The organism is Streptomyces sp. NBC_01214, assembly GCF_026340975.1.
Taxonomy (GTDB): domain Bacteria; phylum Actinomycetota; class Actinomycetes; order Streptomycetales; family Streptomycetaceae; genus Streptomyces.
In genome coordinates this window covers 1,408,568-1,427,577 of sequence record NZ_JAPEOS010000001.1, presented here as the reverse complement: position 1 = coordinate 1,427,577, position 19,010 = coordinate 1,408,568, and the positions used below count along the sequence as shown (strand labels likewise).

At 73.7% G+C, this 19,010-nt stretch carries 23 protein-coding genes; 12 read left to right on the top strand and 11 right to left on the bottom strand.

The window, feature by feature from the left end:
* Positions 1-67 precede the first annotated feature (67 nt).
* From OG594_RS06825 to OG594_RS06805, 5 genes are all read left to right on the top strand, one after another.
* On the top strand, positions 68-973 hold the full coding sequence (locus tag OG594_RS06825; RefSeq protein ID WP_266602681.1) for a carbohydrate ABC transporter permease: 906 nt from the start codon (positions 68-70) through the stop codon (positions 971-973).
* On the top strand, positions 970-1,794 hold the full coding sequence (locus OG594_RS06820) for a carbohydrate ABC transporter permease (protein WP_266596182.1): 825 nt from the start codon (positions 970-972) through the stop codon (positions 1,792-1,794). Before OG594_RS06825 ends, OG594_RS06820 begins: the two co-directional genes overlap by 4 nt.
* On the top strand, positions 1,791-3,224 hold the full coding sequence (locus OG594_RS06815; RefSeq protein WP_266596180.1) for a GH1 family beta-glucosidase: 1,434 nt from the start codon (positions 1,791-1,793) through the stop codon (positions 3,222-3,224). The genes OG594_RS06820 and OG594_RS06815 overlap by 4 nt, the downstream gene beginning before the upstream one ends.
* Before the next feature lie 387 nt (positions 3,225-3,611).
* Positions 3,612-3,803 (top strand): hypothetical protein, encoded by a 192-nt coding sequence (locus OG594_RS06810; protein WP_266596178.1) that lies wholly within the window; start codon positions 3,612-3,614, stop codon positions 3,801-3,803.
* On the top strand, positions 3,800-3,949 hold the full coding sequence (locus tag OG594_RS06805) for a hypothetical protein (protein ID WP_266596176.1): 150 nt from the start codon (positions 3,800-3,802) through the stop codon (positions 3,947-3,949). The genes OG594_RS06810 and OG594_RS06805 overlap by 4 nt, the downstream gene beginning before the upstream one ends.
* Before the next feature lie 36 nt (positions 3,950-3,985).
* Here the strand turns inward: OG594_RS06805 and OG594_RS06800 are convergent, their stop codons facing one another.
* The 6 genes from OG594_RS06800 to OG594_RS06775 form a co-directional block, all read right to left on the bottom strand.
* Entirely contained in the window at positions 3,986-4,282 is a 297-nt protein-coding gene (locus OG594_RS06800) for a hypothetical protein (protein ID WP_266596174.1), read from the bottom strand.
* 84 nt (positions 4,283-4,366) lie between these two features.
* Positions 4,367-5,029, bottom strand: a complete 663-nt coding sequence (locus OG594_RS06795) for an NADPH-dependent F420 reductase (protein ID WP_266596172.1) — start codon at positions 5,027-5,029, stop codon at positions 4,367-4,369.
* Between the two features lie 73 nt (positions 5,030-5,102).
* Entirely contained in the window at positions 5,103-5,756 is a 654-nt protein-coding gene (locus OG594_RS06790; protein WP_266596170.1) for a disulfide bond formation protein B, read from the bottom strand.
* 2 nt (positions 5,757-5,758) lie between these two features.
* Positions 5,759-5,923 carry a DUF5993 family protein gene (locus tag OG594_RS06785; protein WP_189737231.1) on the bottom strand — a complete coding sequence of 55 codons (165 nt, stop codon included), beginning with the start codon at positions 5,921-5,923 and terminating at the stop codon, positions 5,759-5,761.
* Positions 5,924-5,950: 27 nt separating this feature from the next.
* Entirely contained in the window at positions 5,951-7,357 is a 1,407-nt protein-coding gene (locus OG594_RS06780; protein ID WP_266596166.1) for a HAMP domain-containing sensor histidine kinase, read from the bottom strand.
* Positions 7,358-7,364: 7 nt separating this feature from the next.
* Positions 7,365-8,054, bottom strand: coding sequence for a response regulator transcription factor (locus tag OG594_RS06775; RefSeq protein WP_030010722.1), 690 nt, complete (start codon positions 8,052-8,054; stop codon positions 7,365-7,367).
* Positions 8,055-8,133: 79 nt separating this feature from the next.
* Between OG594_RS06775 and OG594_RS06770 the strand changes: the two genes are divergently transcribed.
* On the top strand, positions 8,134-8,682 hold the full coding sequence (locus tag OG594_RS06770) for a hypothetical protein (protein ID WP_266596163.1): 549 nt from the start codon (positions 8,134-8,136) through the stop codon (positions 8,680-8,682).
* Between the two features lie 71 nt (positions 8,683-8,753).
* Here the strand turns inward: OG594_RS06770 and OG594_RS06765 are convergent, their stop codons facing one another.
* A complete protein-coding gene (locus tag OG594_RS06765; protein ID WP_266596161.1) occupies positions 8,754-9,632 on the bottom strand; it encodes a spermidine synthase in 879 nt (292 codons plus the stop codon).
* A gap of 45 nt (positions 9,633-9,677) precedes the next feature.
* Positions 9,678-10,100, bottom strand: coding sequence for a hypothetical protein (locus tag OG594_RS06760; RefSeq protein ID WP_266596159.1), 423 nt, complete (start codon positions 10,098-10,100; stop codon positions 9,678-9,680).
* Between the two features lie 242 nt (positions 10,101-10,342).
* Here OG594_RS06760 and OG594_RS06755 point away from each other — a divergent pair, with 242 nt between their 5' ends.
* Positions 10,343-11,677 (top strand): tetratricopeptide repeat protein, encoded by a 1,335-nt coding sequence (locus OG594_RS06755; protein ID WP_266596157.1) that lies wholly within the window; start codon positions 10,343-10,345, stop codon positions 11,675-11,677.
* 530 nt (positions 11,678-12,207) lie between these two features.
* Here OG594_RS06755 and OG594_RS06750 read toward each other — a convergent pair.
* Positions 12,208-12,804 (bottom strand): histidine phosphatase family protein, encoded by a 597-nt coding sequence (locus OG594_RS06750; RefSeq protein WP_266596155.1) that lies wholly within the window; start codon positions 12,802-12,804, stop codon positions 12,208-12,210.
* 110 nt (positions 12,805-12,914) lie between these two features.
* Between OG594_RS06750 and OG594_RS06745 the strand changes: the two genes are divergently transcribed.
* From OG594_RS06745 to OG594_RS06730, 4 genes are all read left to right on the top strand, one after another.
* A complete protein-coding gene (locus tag OG594_RS06745) occupies positions 12,915-14,087 on the top strand; it encodes a hypothetical protein (protein ID WP_266596153.1) in 1,173 nt (390 codons plus the stop codon).
* A complete protein-coding gene (locus tag OG594_RS06740) occupies positions 14,075-15,658 on the top strand; it encodes a hypothetical protein (RefSeq protein WP_266596151.1) in 1,584 nt (527 codons plus the stop codon). The genes OG594_RS06745 and OG594_RS06740 overlap by 13 nt, the downstream gene beginning before the upstream one ends.
* The gene (locus tag OG594_RS06735; protein ID WP_266596149.1) at positions 15,655-16,995 is read left to right on the top strand and encodes an AAA domain-containing protein; all 1,341 of its coding nucleotides are present in this window, start codon (positions 15,655-15,657) and stop codon (positions 16,993-16,995) included. Before OG594_RS06740 ends, OG594_RS06735 begins: the two co-directional genes overlap by 4 nt.
* Positions 16,996-17,073: 78 nt before the next feature.
* Positions 17,074-17,538, top strand: a complete 465-nt coding sequence (locus tag OG594_RS06730; RefSeq protein WP_266596147.1) for a hypothetical protein — start codon at positions 17,074-17,076, stop codon at positions 17,536-17,538.
* Between the two features lie 19 nt (positions 17,539-17,557).
* Here OG594_RS06730 and OG594_RS06725 read toward each other — a convergent pair whose 3' ends face one another.
* The gene (locus OG594_RS06725; protein ID WP_266596145.1) at positions 17,558-18,040 is read right to left on the bottom strand and encodes a MarR family winged helix-turn-helix transcriptional regulator; all 483 of its coding nucleotides are present in this window, start codon (positions 18,038-18,040) and stop codon (positions 17,558-17,560) included.
* Positions 18,041-18,154: 114 nt separating this feature from the next.
* Between OG594_RS06725 and OG594_RS06720 the strand changes: the two genes are divergently transcribed.
* Positions 18,155-18,724 carry an NADPH-dependent FMN reductase gene (locus OG594_RS06720; RefSeq protein ID WP_266596143.1) on the top strand — a complete coding sequence of 190 codons (570 nt, stop codon included), beginning with the start codon at positions 18,155-18,157 and terminating at the stop codon, positions 18,722-18,724.
* On the opposite strand, the gene OG594_RS06715 is transcribed toward OG594_RS06720, so the two are convergent.
* Positions 18,714-18,842: a hypothetical protein gene (locus OG594_RS06715; protein ID WP_266596141.1), complete on the bottom strand. Its 129-nt coding sequence runs from the start codon at positions 18,840-18,842 to the stop codon at positions 18,714-18,716. The two genes, OG594_RS06720 and OG594_RS06715, sit on opposite strands and share 11 nt — an antisense overlap.
* Between the last annotated feature and the right edge of the window lie 168 nt (positions 18,843-19,010).

Below are 19,010 nucleotides of genomic sequence, written 5' to 3'. Positions count from 1 at the left end.
GTCCCCCTCCGCGGTCGGCCCGGAGCGGCCGGCGGCGGAGGGGGGCGGCCGGGGCCGGCCGGGCCAGGTGTGGCGCTCGCGCCGCTACCGCTGGGACCTGCGCTTCAGCCCGTACGCCTTCGTGGCGCCCTTCTTCCTCTTCTTCGCCGCCTTCGGGCTGTTCCCGCTGCTCTACACGGGCTGGGCGGCGCTGCACCAGGTGGAGCTGACCGATCCCGACAGCATGACGTGGGTGGGGCTGCGGAACTTCACCCGGCTGTGGGACGACGAGTTCTTCTGGAACGCGCTGCGCAACACGGTGACCATCGGGCTGCTGTCCACGGTGCCGCAGCTGGCGATCGCGCTGGGGCTGGCCCATCTGCTCAACTACCGGCTGCGGGGCTCCGCCTTCTTCCGGGTCGCGGTGCTCACCCCGTACGCGACCTCGGTCGCGGCGGCCACGCTCGTCTTCGTCCTGCTCTTCGGCCGGGACTACGGGATGGTCAACTGGGCGCTGTCGGCGGTGGGTTTCGAGGCGGTCGACTGGCAGAACGGCACCTTCGCCTCCCAACTCGCCGTCTCCACCATCGTGATCTGGCGGTGGACCGGCTACAACGCGCTGATCTACCTGGCGGCCATGCAGGCCGTACCGGGCGAGCTGTACGAGTCCGCCGCGCTGGACGGGGCCTCGCGCTTCCAGCAGTTCCTGCACGTCACGGTGCCCTCGCTGCGGCCGACGATCTTCTTCACCTGTGTGGTGTCGACGATCGGGGCGACCCAGCTGTTCGGCGAACCGCTGCTGTTCAACGGCGGGGCGGGCGCGACGGGCGGCTCCGACCACCAGTTCCAGACGCTCGGGCTGTACCTGTACGAGCAGGGCTGGGTGAACCTGCACCTCGGGCGGGCGTCGGCCATCGCGTGGGCGATGTTCCTGATCCTGCTGCTGATCGCCGGGGCGGCGCGGCTGCTGCGCGGACGGAAGGACTCCCGATGAGGTCACTGCGCGCGGGCCGGTTCACGTACGTGGTGCTGGCCCTGTTCACGGCCGGCTCGCTCTTCCCGCTCGTGTGGACGGCGATCGCGGCGTCCCGGAGCAACACGCGCCTGGCCCAGACCCCGCCGCCGTTCTGGTTCGGCGGGAACCTGGGGCGCAACCTCCAGGTCGCGTGGACCGACGCCAACATGGGCACCGCCCTGCTGAACACGGTGATCGTGGCGGGCACGGTCGCCGCGGGCACCGTGTTCTTCTCCACGCTCGCCGGGTTCGCCTTCGCCAAGCTCCGCTTCCGCGGGAGCCGGCCGCTGCTGGCGCTGGTGATCGGGACGATGCTGATCCCGCCGCAGCTGAGCGTGGTGCCGCTCTACATGCTGATCGCGAAGCTGTCGTGGACCGACCGGCTGCAGGCGGTGGTCCTGCCGACCCTGGTGGGCGCCTTCGGGGTGTTCTTCATGCGCCAGTACCTGGTGCACGCGCTGCCGATGGAGCTGGTGGAGGCGGCCCGCACGGACGGGGCGAGTTCGCTGCGGGTGCTGTGGCACGTGGTGTTCCCCGCCGCCCGGCCCGCGATGGCGGTGCTGGGGATGCTGACCTTCGTCATGGCCTGGAACGACTTCTTCTGGCCGATCGTCGCGCTGACCCAGAACGGCAGCCCGACGGTGCAGGTGGCCCTGACCGGGCTGGGCCGGGGCTACGTCCCCGACCAGTCGGTGATCATGGCGGGCGCGCTGCTGGGCACGCTCCCGCTGCTGCTGGTGTTCCTCGTCTTCGGCCGGCAGATCGTCGGCGGCATCATGCAAGGAGCGGTGAAGGGATGACCCAACCCCCGACGAACACGCACACGAACCCGAACGCGGAAGCGGAAGCGGACACGACCGCGGAGGCCGACGGGCGGGAACTGCGCTTCCCCGACGGGTTCCTGTGGGGAACGGCCACGGCGGCCTTCCAGATCGAGGGCGCCGCGGCCCTGCGCGGACCGTCCATCTGGGACACCTTCTGCCGTACGCCGGGCAAGGTGCACGGCGGCGACACGGGCGACGTGGCCGTCGACCACCACCGGCTGTGGCGGGAGGACGTGCGGCTGATGGCCTCGCTCGGGCTCGGCGCCTACCGGTTCTCGGTGTCCTGGCCGCGGGTCCTCGCCGGCGGGATCGGCTTCTACGACGCGCTGGTCGACGAGCTGCTCTCGTACGGCATCCGGCCCTGCGTGACCCTGTACCACTGGGACCTGCCGCAGGAGCTGGAGAGCGCGGGCGGCTGGCCCGAGCGGGAGACGGCCTACGCCTTCGCCCGGTACGCCGAGCAGGTCACGGCGGCGCTCGCCGACCGGGTGGAGCTCTGGACCACCCTCAACGAGCCCTGGTGCAGCGCCTTCCTCGGCTACGCCTCGGGGGTCCACGCCCCCGGCCGCACCTCCCCCGCCGACTCGCTGCGCGCCGCCCACCACCTCAACCTGGCCCACGGGCTGGCCGCGGCGGCCCTGCCGGCCGGGGCCCGGGCCGGCATCGCGCTCAACCCCAGCGCGGTACGGCCGCTGACCGGCTCGGCGGCCGACCTGGACGCGGCCCGCCGGATCGACGCGCTGGCCAACCGGGTCTTCACCGGCCCACTGCTGCACGGGGCCTACCCGCAGGACCTGCTCGCGGACACCGCCGCGGTGACCGACTGGTCCTTCGTCCGCCACGGCGACGAGGCGCTGATCCACCAGCCGCTGGACTACCTCGGGGTGAACTACTACACCCCGGCGGTGGTCTCGGCCGCCCCCGACGGGAACGGCCCGCGCGCCGACGGGCACGGGGCGGCGGCGCACTCCCCCTGGCCCGCGGCGGAGTCGGTCGCCTTCCACCAACCCCCGGGCGAACGGACCGACATGGGCTGGTCGATCGACCCCACCGGCCTGTACGACTTGCTGATGCGCTTCACCCGCGAGGCGCCCGGGCTGCCGCTGCTGGTCACCGAGAACGGCGCGGCGTACGCCCCGGACCTGCACGACCCGCAGCGCATCGGCTACCTGGAGGCCCACCTCGCCTCCGTCCACCGCGCCCTGGCGGACGGGGCCCCGGTGGAGGGCTACTTCCTCTGGTCGCTGATGGACAACTTCGAGTGGTCCTACGGGTACAGCAAGCGCTTCGGCATCGTGCAGGTCGACTACGAGACCCAGACCCGCACCCCCCGCTCCAGCGCCCACTGGTACGCCCGCCTGGCCCGGAAGGGAAGCTTCCGCACCTACCCGGAGGAGGCGTTCTAGGGGGTGTCACGGCCCGGCCCCGCCGCCGCCGGGAGGTGAGTCCCGTACGGGCAGCGCAGTGCGTCGCAGACACGGGTGGGTCGGCGTGCGGCTGGAGGTCATCCGTGCCCCAGCCCGTCCCCGCGCCCGCGCGCCGGTTTCCGCGCGGGTTCGCACTCGGCGGCAGTGCCCTGCCCCTGTACGCGTTCCTGTGCCCCACCGGAACGCTCCTGCTCATCAACACCCGCGACGGGATCGGCGACGCCGGCGCCGTGGCCGCCGCGCTCTGGCTCGGCCAGGCCCTCGGCGGCCCGGTCATCGGCCGGTCGCCGATCGGCGCGGCCACCGCCCGGTGCTGCTCCTGGCCTGCGGCGCGCTCGCCTCGCGGCCGGGCTGGTGTGGGCCGCCATGGCCGTGACCAGCTCGGTCGCCGGCATCGTCACGGTCGTCCGGCCGGGTTCGGCGGACCTCATCGCCCGGCTGCGGTGGACCATCGCCGTGCAGGCGGTCCTCGCCCTGCCGCTGCTGGCGGTCTCCGGGCCGTGGGGGGACGCCTTCGCCGTCGCGGGCATCGGGCTGGCCGGATGGGCGAGGCGATGACTGTGGTCGGCAGCGGACCGATCCCGGGCCAGGCGCTGGCCGCGGCCGTATCGGGTCCCCTGGCGGGCGCCTACGGCTACCGGGCCGCCTTCGCCGTCTCGCGCGCGGCGGTGACCGCCTCCGCCGTACTCGGAAGGCGCAGGTGAGCCCTCAGGAGCGGCTCTGGAGCGGCTCCTGAGGGCTCAGGAGGCCTTCATCGCCGCCAGGCCCCTCGCCAGCTCCTCGGCGTTCATCACGGGAGCGACGTCGACCTCGGCGTGGAACTGCAGGAACAGATCCTCCATCAGCGGCGGCATCTGCGCGCTGTCCTGGAGGTCGAAGACCATCCAACAGGAGCGCACGCCCTCGTGCAGGCCGAAGTAGGCCGCCTCCGGCTTCACCTTCTCCATCAGGGTCTTGATCGCCTGGGGCAGCGCGCCGGTCTTGATGCCCTCGTTGGTGGCGGCCGTGTCCATGTGCGCCCTGAGCATGACTCTCATGCGTGGCTCCTTCCGTCACGCCCACCCTCGGCGCGGGCCGGGGGCGCAGCAACATGTGCGCCCCCGTCCGGGTCGGGCCCCCGGCTAGGCGCCCTGGATGTGGAAGTTGAAGTCCGTGTGGCCGAGCGCCCCCATCAGGCGGAGCCAGATGGGCAGCAGCATCTCGGTGCCCCGGGCCGTCTCGATGCCCCCGAGGTCGAGGACGCTCGCCTGCGGCCACCCGAAGGCGTACAGCAGTTCGCGCACGGACTTCTTGGCGTCCGCGTCCTCGCCCGAGAGGAAGACGTGGTGCTCGCCGGCCACCCGCCCCGGGTCCACCATGATCTGGCAGTTCATCGTGTTCAGCGTCTTGACCACCCGCAGCCGCGGGAAGGTGCGCTGGATCAGCTCGGCCAGGCTGTCGTCGTTGACCGGGTCCAGGACCGGCGGGAAGCCCCCCGAGAAGTCCAGCGGGTTCGCGATGTCGATGAGGACCTTGCCCTCGAGGTGCGCCGCGTCCGCCTCCGTCAGCGCGGCGATGCTGGCCTGCCCGCCGGTGGCGTTGACCAGGGTCTCGCCGTCCCGCGCCGCCTGCGCGAACGTGGCCAGCCCGACCGCGGGGTGGGCCTCCTGCCACTGCGCGTACTCGGAGCGGCCGAGGGTGACTGCCGGTTCCCTGGTGCCGATGACCACCTGGTGGCCCAGGCCGTCGAGCCGGGCGGCCACCGTACGGCCGACGATCCCGGTGCCGAGGACTGCGTAGCGCATTGCGGAGATCCATTCGTCGAACGGAGGCCGGGCCGCACCGGCCCGCCCGGGCACCGGTCAGCCCGGGCACCGGTCAGCCCGAAATCCGGACATCGTAGAAGAACCGGTACCGGTTCGGGCCGTCCGGCAGGAACCAGTGGAAGCCCTCCTGGAGGAAGACCGCCAGCATGCTCACGGCGATGACCATGCCCAGGAACCACAGCGCGCACATGCCCGCCGTGCGCAGCGGCCCCGGACGGACGGCCAGGACGGCGCGGTCGGCCGTCATGTGGGCGAAGGCCAGGACGACGCCGATGGCGACCACCGAGAGCTGGAAGAGGATCCACGCCCATACGTACAGGTGCAGGCCGAACACCTCGCTGCCGTACCCCTTGGCCCCCGGCAGGATGTGCAGCATGGTCTGCCGCCAGGACGCGAAGGAGCCCCCGATCGCCGCGACCAGGGACGTCCCCCAACCCGTCATGTAGACGCGGGCCGGCACGGTGCCGCTGAGCAGTGCCGCGCGGATGATGTACGCCGCACCCAGCGCGGCCAGCAGCATGAACATCCGCTGCACGACGCACAGCGGGCACGGGATCTCCCCGCGACCGAACTGGTGGTAGAGGCCGGCGCAGACCACCGCCGCCCAGCCGAAGGCGAAGGAGCAGGCGAACCAGTACTGGACCCGGCCCAGCAGGCCGCTCTCCGGCGGGGCGTCGGGCACGAGGCTGTGCATCGTCGCGGCCACGGTCAGTAGCTCAGCTTCAGGGCGAGGCCGCTGGTGATGTGGTGCGCCGTCAGCAGGGTGACGGCGATCAGCACCGCCCACCACGCGCCGAGCACGACCGTCCGGGACGCGCCCCGGTACAGGGCGATCAGCGTGGCGAGGAGCCCGCCGAAGATCAGGGTGTCCATGCCGCGGACCGTACCGAGACGGCGACATCACGCCTGCGAGGCGCGCCCCCGGTTACGTCGGTTGCCGCGTCGGCCGCGCCCGGCCCGCCCCGCGCCGGGGCCGCCGAGACTCCGCCCGTCCAGGCCGATCCAGACCCGGACCTCGGTCCCGCCGAGCACCGAGCGGCCCAGCCGTACGTCGCCGCCGGTCGACTCCGCGACCCGCCGCACGATGTCCAGGCCGAGGCCCGTCGACCCGTCGCGGCCGCCGTCGTTGCCGCGACGCAGGGCCGCGTCCGGGTCTTCGATGCCGGGGCCCGCGTCCGAGACCAGCACGATGACGGCGTCGCCGGCGTCGTGGACGTCCACCGCGAAGGGGGTGCCCTCGGGGGTGTGCCGGAAGACGTTGCCGAGCATGGCGTCGAGGGCGGCCGCGAGTTCGGGCCGCGCCACGGGGATCCGTACCGTACGGTCCACGCCCGCGAGCCGCACCTCGCGGCCCTCGTCCTCCGCGAGCGCCGACCAGAAGGCCATCCGGTCGCGGATCACCTCGGAGGCGTCGCAGCCCGCGCCCGCCCCGGCCCCCGGGCCGGTGGCCGGGCGCTGCTCCCGGGCGGTACGGATGATCGTGTCGACCTCGCGCTCCAGCTGCTCCACGGCGGCGCGGGTCTGCTCGGCGGCGGGGCCGTCACCGAGCGAGGCCGTGTTGAGCCGCAGCACCGTCAGCGGGGTGCGCAGCCGGTGCGAGAGGTCGGCGGCCAGTTCCCGTTCGTTGGCGAGGAGTTCGACGACCTGGTCCGCCATCGCGTTGAACGCGGCGGCGGCCGAGCGGAGTTCCGTCGGCCCGTCCTCGGGCACCCGGGCGCCGAGCTTGCCCTCACCGAGCTGGTGGGCCGCGTCCGCGAGTCGTTCGGCGGGCCGGACCAGCCGGGCGCCGAGCCGGTCGGCGACCCCGACCGAGCCGACGATCAGGGCCAGCCCGACGCCCGCGAGCACCAGCCAGGCGGTCGCGACCCCGTTGCTGACCTCGCTCTCCGGTACGAAGATCTCCACGACGGCGATGTCCCCGGAGCCGAGCGCGGTCGGCTGGAGCAGCGCCGAGCCGCCGCCCGGCACCGAGGCGGTCGTCCCCCGGCCCATCCGCCGGGTCTCCGCGACGGCGCGCTCCCCGGCCCGGCCCCGGCCGATGTCCACCGGCGGGCTGTCGCCGATCGCGGGCACGTGGACGGCCATCCGCCGGGCGGCGCCCATCTGGGTGGACTCCACCGCCTTGCGCAGCTGCACGGGGTCGGTGGTGATGGACAGCGTCGGCCCGATGCTGGCGGCCTGCCGTTCGGCGTTGGAGAAGGCCCGGTCGCTGGCCATCTCCTGGACGACGAGGCCCAGCGGTACGGCGAAGGCCACGACCACCATGGCCGTGACCGCGAGGCACACCTTGACGAGCGCCCATCTCATCGCGCGCTCACCGGGGCGGCTCCAGCTTGACCCCGACCCCCCGCAGCGTGTGCAGGTAGCGCGGCCGGGCGGCGGTCTCGCCGAGCTTGCGGCGCAGCCAGGACAGGTGGACGTCGATGGTCTGGTCGTCGCCGTACGACTGCTGCCAGACCTCGGCGAGCAGTTCGCGCCGGGCCACGACCACCCCGGGCCGCCCGGCGAGGAAGGCCAGCAGGTCGAACTCCCGGCGGGTGAGGTCCAGTACCGCCCCGTCCAGCTCGGCCTGGCGGCGCAGCGGGTCGATGGCGAGCCCGCCGACGCGCAGGACGCGCGAGGGCGGTTCGGCCCCGGCGGCGGCCCGGGCGCGGCGCAGGACGGCGGACATCCGGGCGGAGAGGTGCTCCACGGAGAAAGGTTTGGTCAGGTAGTCGTCGGCGCCGTCGTTGAGCAGCCGGACGATCTCCGCCTCGTCGTCGCGCGCGGTGGCGATGATCACGGGTACGTCGGTGATGCCGCGCAGCATCTTGAGCGCCTCGGACCCGTCCAGGTCGGGCAGTCCGAGGTCGAGGATGACCACGTCGAAGCGGTGGTGCGCGACCTCGCGCAGCGCCTCCAGGGCCGTGCCGACGCTCCGCACGGTGTGCGAGGCCTCGGTCAGGTGCCGGATGAGGGCGGAACGTACGAACTGGTCGTCCTCGACCACGAGCACACTTGCCATGGCCCGCACCGTAGTCCATCCGGGCGACTCAGCGGGGTGTCGGGCCACTCTTGTGGCGGGTGGTGCAGTATGTGCCTTGATGCGACGAGGACTTCTTCACGCGATGGCCTGGATGCTGGCGACCGGCGCGGCGGTGACGCTGTCGTGGTGGGGCGTGCACACCGTCATGTCGGGAACGGCCTACGATCCGCCGCTCGCAGTGCCCCTGACCAACCGTCCGCTGTCCTCGTCGACGCACGGCGCGCAGGCGTCCCCGTCGCCCTCCTCGTCCGTGTCCCCGTCCGGGTCCCCGTCGCCCTCCGGGTCGCCCGCCCCGGACGCGTCGGCGAGCGCGGGGGCCTCCCCGGAGAAGTCCCCGAAGCCGTCGACCGCCCCCGGACCGAACCAGCGGGCGGGCCAGGACGCGGGGAAGGTGCAGGCCTATCCGGTCTCCGGCGGCCGGGTCGTCTTCTCCCTGGGCGCCTCCTCGGCCGAGCTGGTCTCGGCGACACCGGCGACCGATTGGCGGATGCAGGTGTGGAAGACGGACTTCTGGATCCGGGTCACCTTCACCCGGGACGGCCGTGAGGTGTCGGTGTTCTGCACCTGGCACGACCACCCGCCGCTGGTCGAGATCGTCGACCCCTGAGGCGGCGGACGACCGTCCAGCGGAAGACCGTCCGGGGCGTCGCGGGCCCGGCAAGATCCGAAAGGGGCGGCCTAGCGGAAGACCGAGGGCGGCGGCTGCGGAGAGGCCACCGCTGAGGCGTCCACGACCGGCGTCGCGCCGCCCGCGAAGTCGGCCAGGGCCCGGCCGTGCTCGACCCGGCCCGGGTGCGGGTCGCTCGCGACCCGGCGGGTGAACTCCGCGACGGGCAGCTCGCGGTCGGCGGCCACCAGGACGGCGTTGCCGAACCGTTTCCCCCGCCACACCACCGGATCGGCGGCCAGCGCCAGCTCCGTGAACCGGGACGCGGCCGTCGCGATCTGGCCCCGCAGATGGGTCAGCGGCGGACCGTCCGCCAGATTGGCCACGTACCACCCGGTGGGCGCGAGGACGCGGCGTACGTCGTCCAGGAACTCCGTGCTCGTCAGGTGCGCCGGGGTGCGCGCCCCGCTGAACACGTCCGCGATCACCAGGTCCGCCCAGCCGTCCGGGACCTTGGCCAGACCCGCCCGCGCGTCCACGGCCCGCACCCGCACCCGCGCCTGCGGGTCCAGCGGCAGGTGTTCCCGTACGAAGGCCACCAGGGCGGCGTCGATCTCCACGACCTGCTGGGTGGAGCGGGGGCGGGAGACGGCGGTGTAGCGGGCGAGGGTGAAGGCGCCGCCGCCCAGGTGCACCACGTTCAGGGGCTGCCGGGCGGGCGCGACGAGGTCGATCAGGTGGCCGATCCGGCGCTGGTACGCGAAGTCCAGGTACCCGGGATCGTCCAGGTCCACGTGCGACTGCGGGGCCCCGTCGATCAGCAGGGTCCAGGCCCCGGCCCGCTCCCGGTCCGGCTCCAGCTCCACCCGGCCGCCGTCCACCTGCCCGACGACCGCCTCGGCGCTGCCGCGGCCGCGCTGCTTGCCCTTGTTCCTGTCCTTGCCCGCCACCACCCCATTGTGACGGGCGGCGGCGCAGGACCCGACCCGGACGCTTCAGCGGCAGTTGTCCGCGGCCTCGATCAACCGGGCCGCCTCGCCGAGCGCCGCCCGCAGCACGTCCGGATCGGTGACCGGTCCGACGGCCTCCGGCGGGAGCAGCCAGCCGGTGACGTCCGCGGCGCCCGCAGTGGGCGAGGCGGCGTCGCCGAAGCGCATGCCGCGCCCGTTGGTCTGCGTACACGCGCTGCCCGGCAGGTCCCACGCGTCGGCGGTGCCGGGCGGCACGAGGAAGCCGAGGGTGTCGCCGGACCCGTCGTGCAGGACGGGTCCGACCCCGCCGGCCTGGCTGGCGGCGCGACGGATGATGTCCACCGCCTCCAGCCCCTGCCGCGTGGGGACGGTCACCAGGTCCAGGTCCAGGTCCAGGTCCGGGGCCGTGCCGGACTCGGACGCGGTACTCGTTCCAGTGCTCTCCATGCCGCCCTCCACCAAGGGAACCCCTCCTCGATCCGGATCCGCATGGGTTCAACGCACGGGAACGTCAACGGGTGCGGCGGCAAGACGCCACAAAGGATGGCAGTTCATGGCGGATCGCGGGTGAGATATCCCTTTTGTAGCCAAACATTGCATGAACACCCCCTCGCTGGCGGTACTTTCGTGCGCGCCGGACCCCCCGTCACACCACCGGTGCTGCGTTCCTTGCCAGAGAGGTCACGTCCATGGCGGCGTCCCCCCACTCACCCAACTCCACGTTCCGGCAGCTGCGCGGGCAGCACTCCCCGGCCGAGTTCGCGGCCCTGGTGCGCCGGGCGGCGAAGGAAATCGGAGAAACGGTTTCCTGCGACGCGCGCTACATCGGCCGGGTCGAATCCGGCGAAATCCGCTGCCCCAACTACGCCTACGAGCGGGTCTTCCTCCACATGTTCCCCGGCCGCGCCCTGGCCGATCTGGGCTTCTCCCCCCGCGAGAGCGTCCGAGGCCGCTCGGCCCAGCGCGATCCCCTCTCCGTCCCCGTCCCCGTCCCCGTCCCCGTCCCCGTCCCCCGTTCCCCTTCCAGTGCCAAGGAGAGCGACGTGCTGCGTCGCGCGTTCATGGCGGGCGGCTCCGCGACCGTGGCGGCCGCGACGCTCAGCCTCACCCTGCTCGGCGACGCCCGCCGGCTCCCCAACCGCGCCGGCGAGTCCGAGGCGGCCGCCGTCGAGGACGCGGTACGCCAGATCCGCCTCCTGGACGACCGGCACGGCGCCGACTCCCTGTACCGGCGGGCCGCCGAACCCCTGCGCACGGCCTACGCGCTGCTCGACGCGGGAGCCACCCGGCAGTCCACCGAGGACCGACTGCACTCGGGCGCCGGTGAACTGGCCGTCTCCGTCGGCTGGCTGGCCCACGACTCGGGCCGCTTCGACGACGCCCGCTCGCACTACGCAGAGGCCCTGGCGACGGCCCGGGTCGCGCGGGACGCGGGCCTGGAGGCGCACGCCTTCAGCAACATGGCCTTCCTGGCCCGGGACTGCGGCCGCTCCCGGGAGGCGGTACGGGCCGCGCAGGCGGGCCGCCGCGCCGCCCGCTCCCTCGGTTCCCCGCGCCTGCTGTCCCTGCTCGCGCTGCGGGAGGCGGGCGGCTGGGCGGGGCTGGCCGACCGCAGGGCCTGCGAAGAGGCGCTGACCCGGGCGCACACGGAGTTCTCCCGGGGCGAGTCGGACGCCGACCCCGAGTGGATGTCGTTCTTCGGGCAGGCGGAGCTGGAGTTCCTGGAGGCGCGCTGCTGGTCGGCGCTGGGCGAGCACGCCCGGGCGGCCCGGCACGCGCGGCGGGCCGCCGACCTCCAGGACCCGCACTTCGCGCGGAACGTGGCCCTCTACACGGCCGAACTGGCCGGCGACCTGGCCCGCGCGGGCGCCCCGGACGAGGCCGCGTGGGCGGGCGGCCGGGTGCTGGACCTGCTGACCGAGGTCCAGTCCACCCGGGTCCGGTCCATGCTCTCGCAAACGGCCGAAGCCCTGATCCCCCACCAACGCTCGCCCCGCGTGGCCGCGTTCCTGACGCGGCGGTAGCCCTGCCGGGTCCCCTGCGGGGGGCTCGGCAGTGTGGGGTCGCCTCAATCGCCGGCGGGGCTTCGAAGGGTGGGGCGGTGCCCCGCACGAGGATCTCCTCGGCTCGCGCCAGACGGCCGCGGTCCTGCCGTACGGCCTGGGTTGCGCGCTCGTCCTGCGGGGACCCTCCTACGTGTCCCCACCCCACACCAGGGCTCCGACAGCACAACCCATCCACCCCACCCATTCAAGCCCCGCCAGCGCTTGAGGCACGGTCCACACTTTCAGCCCCGCCAACAATCAAGACGCGGGCCCGCATTTTCAGCCCCGCCAACAATCAAGACGCGGGCCCGCATTTTCAGCCCCGCCGGCGTTTGAGGCGCGGGTCCGGGCGGAGCCCGGTGGGGATACGGGCACGCCGTACACCGCCGAGCAGGCCCGCACTTTCAGCCTCGCCGGCGATTGAGGCGCGGGTCCGGGCGGAGCCCGGTGGGGGTCCGGGCGCGCCGTACACCGCCGAGCCGACCGCAGGGCAACCGTCGAAGCCAGTGCTAAACGTCCAGGTGACCGGTGTCGTTCCAGCGTTCCAGCGCCGGCGCGCCATAGGCCCAGCCGAGGACCGACAGGGAGGTCGGCTCCAGCCGGATGCGGGCACCGAAGGAGGCCTCGAAGCCCAGCCAGCGCGCGGCCAGCGTGCGCAGGATGTGCCCGTGCGCGAAGACCAGGACGTCGCGCTCCGACGAGCGGGCCCAGGCGACCACCTCGTCCGCACGGGCCGCGACGTCCGCCACGGACTCACCGCCCGGGACGCCGTCGCGCCAGATCAGCCAGCCCGGCCGCACGGCCTGGATCTCGGCCGGGGTCATGCCCTCGTAGTCGCCGTAGTCCCACTCCATCAGCGCGTCCCACGGCTCGGCCCGGGCGCCGAAGCCCGCCAGGTCGCAGCTCTCGCTCGCCCGCACGAGCGGGCTCGTGCGGACCTCGACGCCCGGCAGCCCCCGCCACGGGTCACGTGCCAGCCGCTCGCCGAGCAGCTTCGCGCCCAGCTTGCCCTCCTCCAGCATCGGCACGTCCGTGCGTCCGGTGTGCTTGCCGAGCTGGGACCACGCCGTCTGGCCGTGGCGGGCCAGCAGGATGCGGGGGGCCATGTGAATTCTCCCGGTTCGTTCGAAGTCCGTCCATCATCCATCACCCGCCCCCACCACCGGTTTCCGCACTAGCTCCACGATTGTCAGTGGCGGATGGGACACTTCCGCGGGTGAGCTCCTACCCGCCCAGCAGCCCCGCGCAGCCGACGTCCCTGCGGCAGCGGCTCGCCGGTCTGCGCGGCCCCGCCGTGCCGCCCCGTCCGCTCGACGCCCGGGCACTGGCGGCCCTCGCCGCCAATCCCGGCTGCGGCAGACGCGCCTTGCTCGACGGCGCCGGCGTGGACAAGACCGCCCTGGCCTCGGCGCTCGGCGCCCCCGCCTCCTTCGGGCAGTCGCAGTTCGCCCTGGTCCGCGGGAACTCCTTCGAGGCCAAGGTCAAGGGCGACGGCGGGGCCGAGCTGCTGCGGCTGGTCCACGCGCACCTCGACACGGCCGCCGAGCCGCCCGGTGCCGGTGCCCGCGTGCCCGATCTGACGGCCGCCGGGCCCGAGGGCCGTGCCGCGCGGACCGCGCTCGCGCTGCGCGAGGCCACGTCGGCGAAGGACTGGACGCTGCTGGACCACCCGATGCTCGCCCTGGAGGTGGCCGGCTCCCCCGCCTACCTGGAGCCCGACGCCGTCGTGGTCCACCCCGACGGCCGCTGGACCGTCGTGGAGATCAAGTCGTTCCCGATGGTCGACGGCGTCGCCGACGCCGCGAAGGTGGGCGCCGCCGCCCGGCAGGCCGCCGTCTACGTCCTGGCCCTGGAGAAGACCGCCGGGAAACTGCCCGGCGCCGTGGTCGGGCACACCGTGCTGCTGGTCTGCCCCAAGGACTTCTCCAACCTGCCCACCGCCGCCCCCGTCGACATCCGCCGCGAGCGCTCCGTCACCCGCCGCCAGCTGGACCGGCTGACCCGCGTCGAGGAGCTGGCCGCCGCCCTGCCCGAGGGCCTCAGCTTCGACCCGGCGACGCGCACCCCCGAGGAACTCGTCGAAGCGGTCTCCGCGGTCGACGCCGCCTACGCCCCCGAGTGCCTGGCCGCCTGCGAGCTCGCCTTCCACTGCCGCGACCGGGCCCGCGCCGCCGACCAGGTCACCGCGCTGGGCCGGTCGGTACGGGGCGAGCTGGGCGCGCTGACCACCGTCGAGGCCGCCCTCGCGGCGGCCGCCGGGGCCGGCTGCGCCGAGGATCCGACCGCCGCCGCCCTGCACCGCGCCGCCCGGCTGCGCGCCGAGGCCCTGGAACAGGCCGCCGCCCGTCCGCCGCACCACGCCCCGGAGACCCCCGCATGCCCCTGCTGAGCACCCTGGCCCGGCTGGAGGCCGTACGCGCGGGCCGCGCCCAGCCGCTCGCGACCGTGCGGCACCGTCACCTGAGCGAGCGCCCGATGGTCTTCGTGCCGCTGACCACGGCCGGTGAGGCGGGCGCCCCGCTCGGCGCCGTGGTCGGCACCGACCGGCACGATCCGCGGGTGTTCGTGATACCCCAGCCGCGCGACCGCGACCGGCGCTGGGCCTTCCTCGCGGAGCTGGCCGTACAGGTGCTGGCCCACATCGACGCGTACGCGGACGTCGTGGAGCCGGCCGAACGCAGCGAGACCGACCCGGAGACGGGCAAGCGGGTCAAGGTCGAGACCGAGCTGTGCGTGGACGCGCCGCAACTGATCGTGCCGAGCCGGGCGGGCATCGAGTACGTACGGCTGCTGGGGCGCTCGATGCGGTTCCGGCGCACCGCCGAGGAGGACCCGGACAATCCGTATCCGGCGCCCTCCCAGGTGCCGATGCTCGGTCGCTGGTTCACCCACCTCGCCGAGCGCTCGCGGGTGCCCGGCTCCTCGATGCTGCTGTCGGCCACCGACCTGCTGTCCCGGCACTGGGCCACCGGCCAGAGCAACCTGGAGGACCAGCACCTGGGCGCGCTCCTGGGCTGGATCGCCCCGCCCGAGGGCCGCTCGGGCGCCGAGGAGGCCCACCGGGCCGAGCTGGGTCGTGACGGGGACGGCCAGCTGCTGTGCCCGCCCGCCGGTCCGGCCACCGACCCGGTCTTCGACAACAAGCTGCTGGCCCCCGCCATCGCCCGCTACGACGCCGCGCGCACGGCCCTGGCGGCCGGCCCCGGCGACGACGACCGCCACGTCCGGGCGGCCGAGCAGGAGGTGCACCGGCTGGTCGAATCCCAGCTGTCGAGCACCTGGCGGAAGACGTGGGAGGCGATCGACCTGCTGCGCGCCCTGCCGCCGGGCGAACGCGCGGAGGAACGCTGGACGCGCGACCGCTGGTCCTACACCGGCCACCGGGACCGGGTACGGGCGGGCGAGCCGCCGCAGCCGCGCCGCGACGACGCGGTGACGGCGGCCCAGAAGCTGGCCACGCGGGAGACCGAACAGGTGCGGCTCGACGCCCAGGAGGCCCTGGACGACCCCCTGGTGATGGCGGGCCGACGGCTCGCGGGCGAGGCCTTCGCCGGTGAGGTCACCGAGGTGGTGATGGAGTGGACGGAGTCGACGCGGCCGAGCCCGCGCCCGCTGGTGACCGTGGTGACGGAGGACCGCCCGCAGCTCGCCGACGAGGGCGGCGGGAAGGTGTTCCGCTCGCTGGACGGGCGCCCGCAGAGCGCACGGTTCGTCCGCTTCGAGGAGGACGGGCGGCTGGTGCTGCGGCTCCTCGACAAAATGGGCCGCGGCCGGGACCCCGAGCCGGGGACGGTCCCGGAGAAGGGCGACCGGCTCTGCTGGACGCTCTTCGAGCACGATGCGCGCGGCGGCCCGAAACTGCCGGAGCCCGAGCAGACCCCGTGGACGCACGGCGGCCCGCCGGGATCGGCGGGCGCCCTCCCCCTGCCCGACACCGTGACCGACGAGGACCTGCTGTGACCACGACCGCTCCCTTCGACCCGGGCGCGGCGGCCGCCCGGGCGACCGCCGCGATCCTGGCCGACACCCTGCACGGGACCGAGCGGGGCGTGGTCGTCGACTCCCCGCCCGGAGCCGGCAAGTCCACGCTCGTGGTCCGCGCGGCGCGGGAGCTGGCCGCGGCCGGACGCCGCCTGATGGTGGTGGCGCAGACCAACGCGCAGGTCGACGACCTGGTGCTGCGCCTCGCCGACAAGGACCCGGAGCTGAAGGTGGGCCGGCTGCACAGCAGTGACGGGGACGCCTACGACCCGTTGCTGCTCGAGCTGCCCTCGGTCACCCTGTCGACCAAACCGAAGGACCTCGCGGAGCTGCCGATCACCATCTCCACGGCGGCCAAGTGGGCCTTCGTCAAGGACGTCGAGCCCTGGCAGCACGCCATCGTCGACGAGGCGTACCAGATGCGCTCGGACGCGCTGCTGGCCGTGGCCGGGCTGTTCGAGCGGGCGCTGTTCGTGGGCGACCCGGGGCAGTTGGACCCGTTCAGCGTGGTCGGCGCGGAGCAGTGGGCGGGCCTGTCCTACGACCCCTCCGCCTCGGCGGTGAGCACCTTGCTCGCGCACAACCCGCAGCTGCCGCAGCACCGGCTGCCGGTGTCCTGGCGGCTCCCGGCGTCGGCGGCGCCGCTGGTGTCCCGCGCCTTCTACCCGTACACGCAGTTCCGTAGCGGTACGGGCCCGGGCGAGCGGCGGCTGTCGTACGGGGTGCCCTCGGACGGGTCGGGCCCGGACCGGGTGCTGGACGAGGCGGCCGAGGCGGGCTGGGGGTTGCTGGAGCTGCCCGCGCGGCACACCCCGCGCACGGACCCGGAGGCGGTGCGGGCGGTGGCCCTGGTGGTCCGCCGGGCCCTGGACCGCGGGGCGGTGACCTCGGACGAGCAGTCCCCGGAGCCGGCCCCGCTGACGGCGGACCGGATCGCGGTCGGCACGGCCCACCGGGACCAGGCGGCCGCGGTCCGCGCGTCGCTGGCCGCGCTCGGGGTCTCGGGGGTCACGGTGGACACCGCGAACCGGCTCCAGGGCCGCGAGTACGACCTCACGGTGGTCCTGCACCCGCTGTCGGGCCGCCCGGACGCGACGGCCTTCCACTTGGAGACGGGCCGGCTGTGCGTGCTGGCCTCGCGGCACCGGCACGCGTGCGTGGTGGTGGCCCGGGCGGGCATAGCGGAACTGCTGGACGACCATCCCTCGACGGAACCGGTCCAACTGGGCGTGACGGTCAAATTCCCGGATGGCTGGGAAGCGAACCACTCGGTCCTCGCCCATCTGGCCGAGCACCGGGTCCCCTGGCGACCTTAGGGTCGGCGGGCAGGGAACCGGGGAGCCCCCGATCGCATCCTTGAACATGTTCAAGTGAATGTGACCAGGGGGTTCTCAATGTTGTCCGTACGACGCAAGCGCATCACGATGTGGCTCGCGATCACCGCCACGACAGCCGTACTGGCCTTCGGAGGCTGGTACGCGTACCAGGTGTCGGCGGCCTTCTCCGGCACCTTGGGCGTGCCGTGCGACGAGGCGGCCCGGTTCGTCCGCGCCGCCGAACTGCCCGCGGGGACGCACGATCGGCAGTGCACGACGGGCCAGTGGATGAGCATCTCGTACGACCTGGACTTCCGCGCGCCCCGGGGGGCGGCGGAGGCGTGGCTGCGGGCTTCCTATCCCGAGGCGAAACTTTCCCCGGAGTACTGCCTGGAGGGCGACGCCTGTGCGCACCCGCAGCTGCCGGGTCCCGCGCCCGTCAAGGACGAAGCCGGCCACCGGCTCGCGGACGGGGTGAGCATCGAGCTCGACTACGAGGACGGGGACGTCACGCACGTACGGATCTCCGGATACACCATCTAAAGCCTGCACGGCCGCCGGGTCAGGGCTTGCGGCGGGTGTCCAGGTGCGCGTGGAGCGCCCCGCCGACCTCGGCCAGGGTGCGCAGCTGGTCCGGGGTCAGGATGTCGATCAGGTGGCGGCGTACGGACTCCACGTGGAGCGGGGCCGCGTCCGTGATCATGGTGATGCCGGCGTCGGTGAGGACCACCTCCGCGCCCCGGCCGTCGGTGGCCACCTCCTCGCGGCGGACGGCGCCGCGCTGCTCCATGCGGGTGAGCTGGTGGGACAGCCGGCTGCGGGACCAGCGCATCAGCTCGGCCAGTGCGCTGATGCGCATACGGTGGCCGTCCGTGGAGCCGAGCACCGACAGGACGTCGTAGTCGGCTTCGGAGAGCCCGCTGTCCTGGGTGAGGTCGCGCGCGATCTCCGCGTTGACCAGCGGGAACATCCGCCGCCACGCGTACCAGGCGTCCTGTTCGGACTCGGTGAGCCAGCGGGGCCCGGGCTCCGGTGCGGGGGTCATGTCCGCCACTCTAGCCAGGTCGGTGACACATCACTTATCTAGTTGACATGTCACTCAGATCCTGGGTTTGATCAGGTGACACATCCATGATCACGCCGACCGGGAGTCCTCACCATGACCCGCCTGCACGTCATCTCCGCCGCCACCCGCCCCACCTCCGCGGGCCGCCCCCTCGCCCGCTGGGTCACCGAGCAGGCCCGCGAGCGCGGCGGCTTCGACGTCACCTCCGTCGACCTCGCCGAGATCGCCCTGCCCTTCCTCGACGAGCCCGAGTACGCCTCCACCGGCAACTACGCGCACCAGCACACCCGCGACTGGAGCGCCCTGGTGGACTCGGCCGACGCCTTCCTCTTCGTCCTGCCGATGTACAACGGCGGCTTCACCGCCCCCTTCAAGAACGCCATCGACTTCCTCTACAACGAGTGGAAGGGCAAGCCGGTCGGCATCGTCAGCTACAGCGCCGGCCCCACCGGCGGCGCCCCGGCCGCCGAGATGCTGCTGCCGATCCTCACCCGCCTCGGCATGCTGCCCGCCGAGCGCTCCGTCGCGATCCCGGGCATCCCCAAGCTGCTCGACCCCGAGGGCTTCCAGGCCCCGGAGGCGCTCGCGGGCGAGCTCGCCGGGGTCCTGGACGACGTGGCCGAACTGGCGGCCGGGCGCGCCGCCGAAGCCGTCACGGTGTGAGCAGGGTCCCCACCGGGTGCTCGTACGCGGCGTGCGCGTGCACCCGTACGCCGTAACCGAGGGCGCCGCCCACCGGCCGCCAGCGCGAGGAGGCGTGTGGCTGACGGCCGGTCAACACGATGCGGACGGGACGGGACGCGCCTCGATCGCCTGTGCGACTCTCCCGCCACTCGGCCCGTCGGCCTGCTCGTGCGCCCCATCGGCCATACGGGTGTTCTAGCCCGTCGCGCAAGGGTCTTGCGCAGCGTTGGACAATGGACGGTGGCCCGGAATCACCCCGCACGCG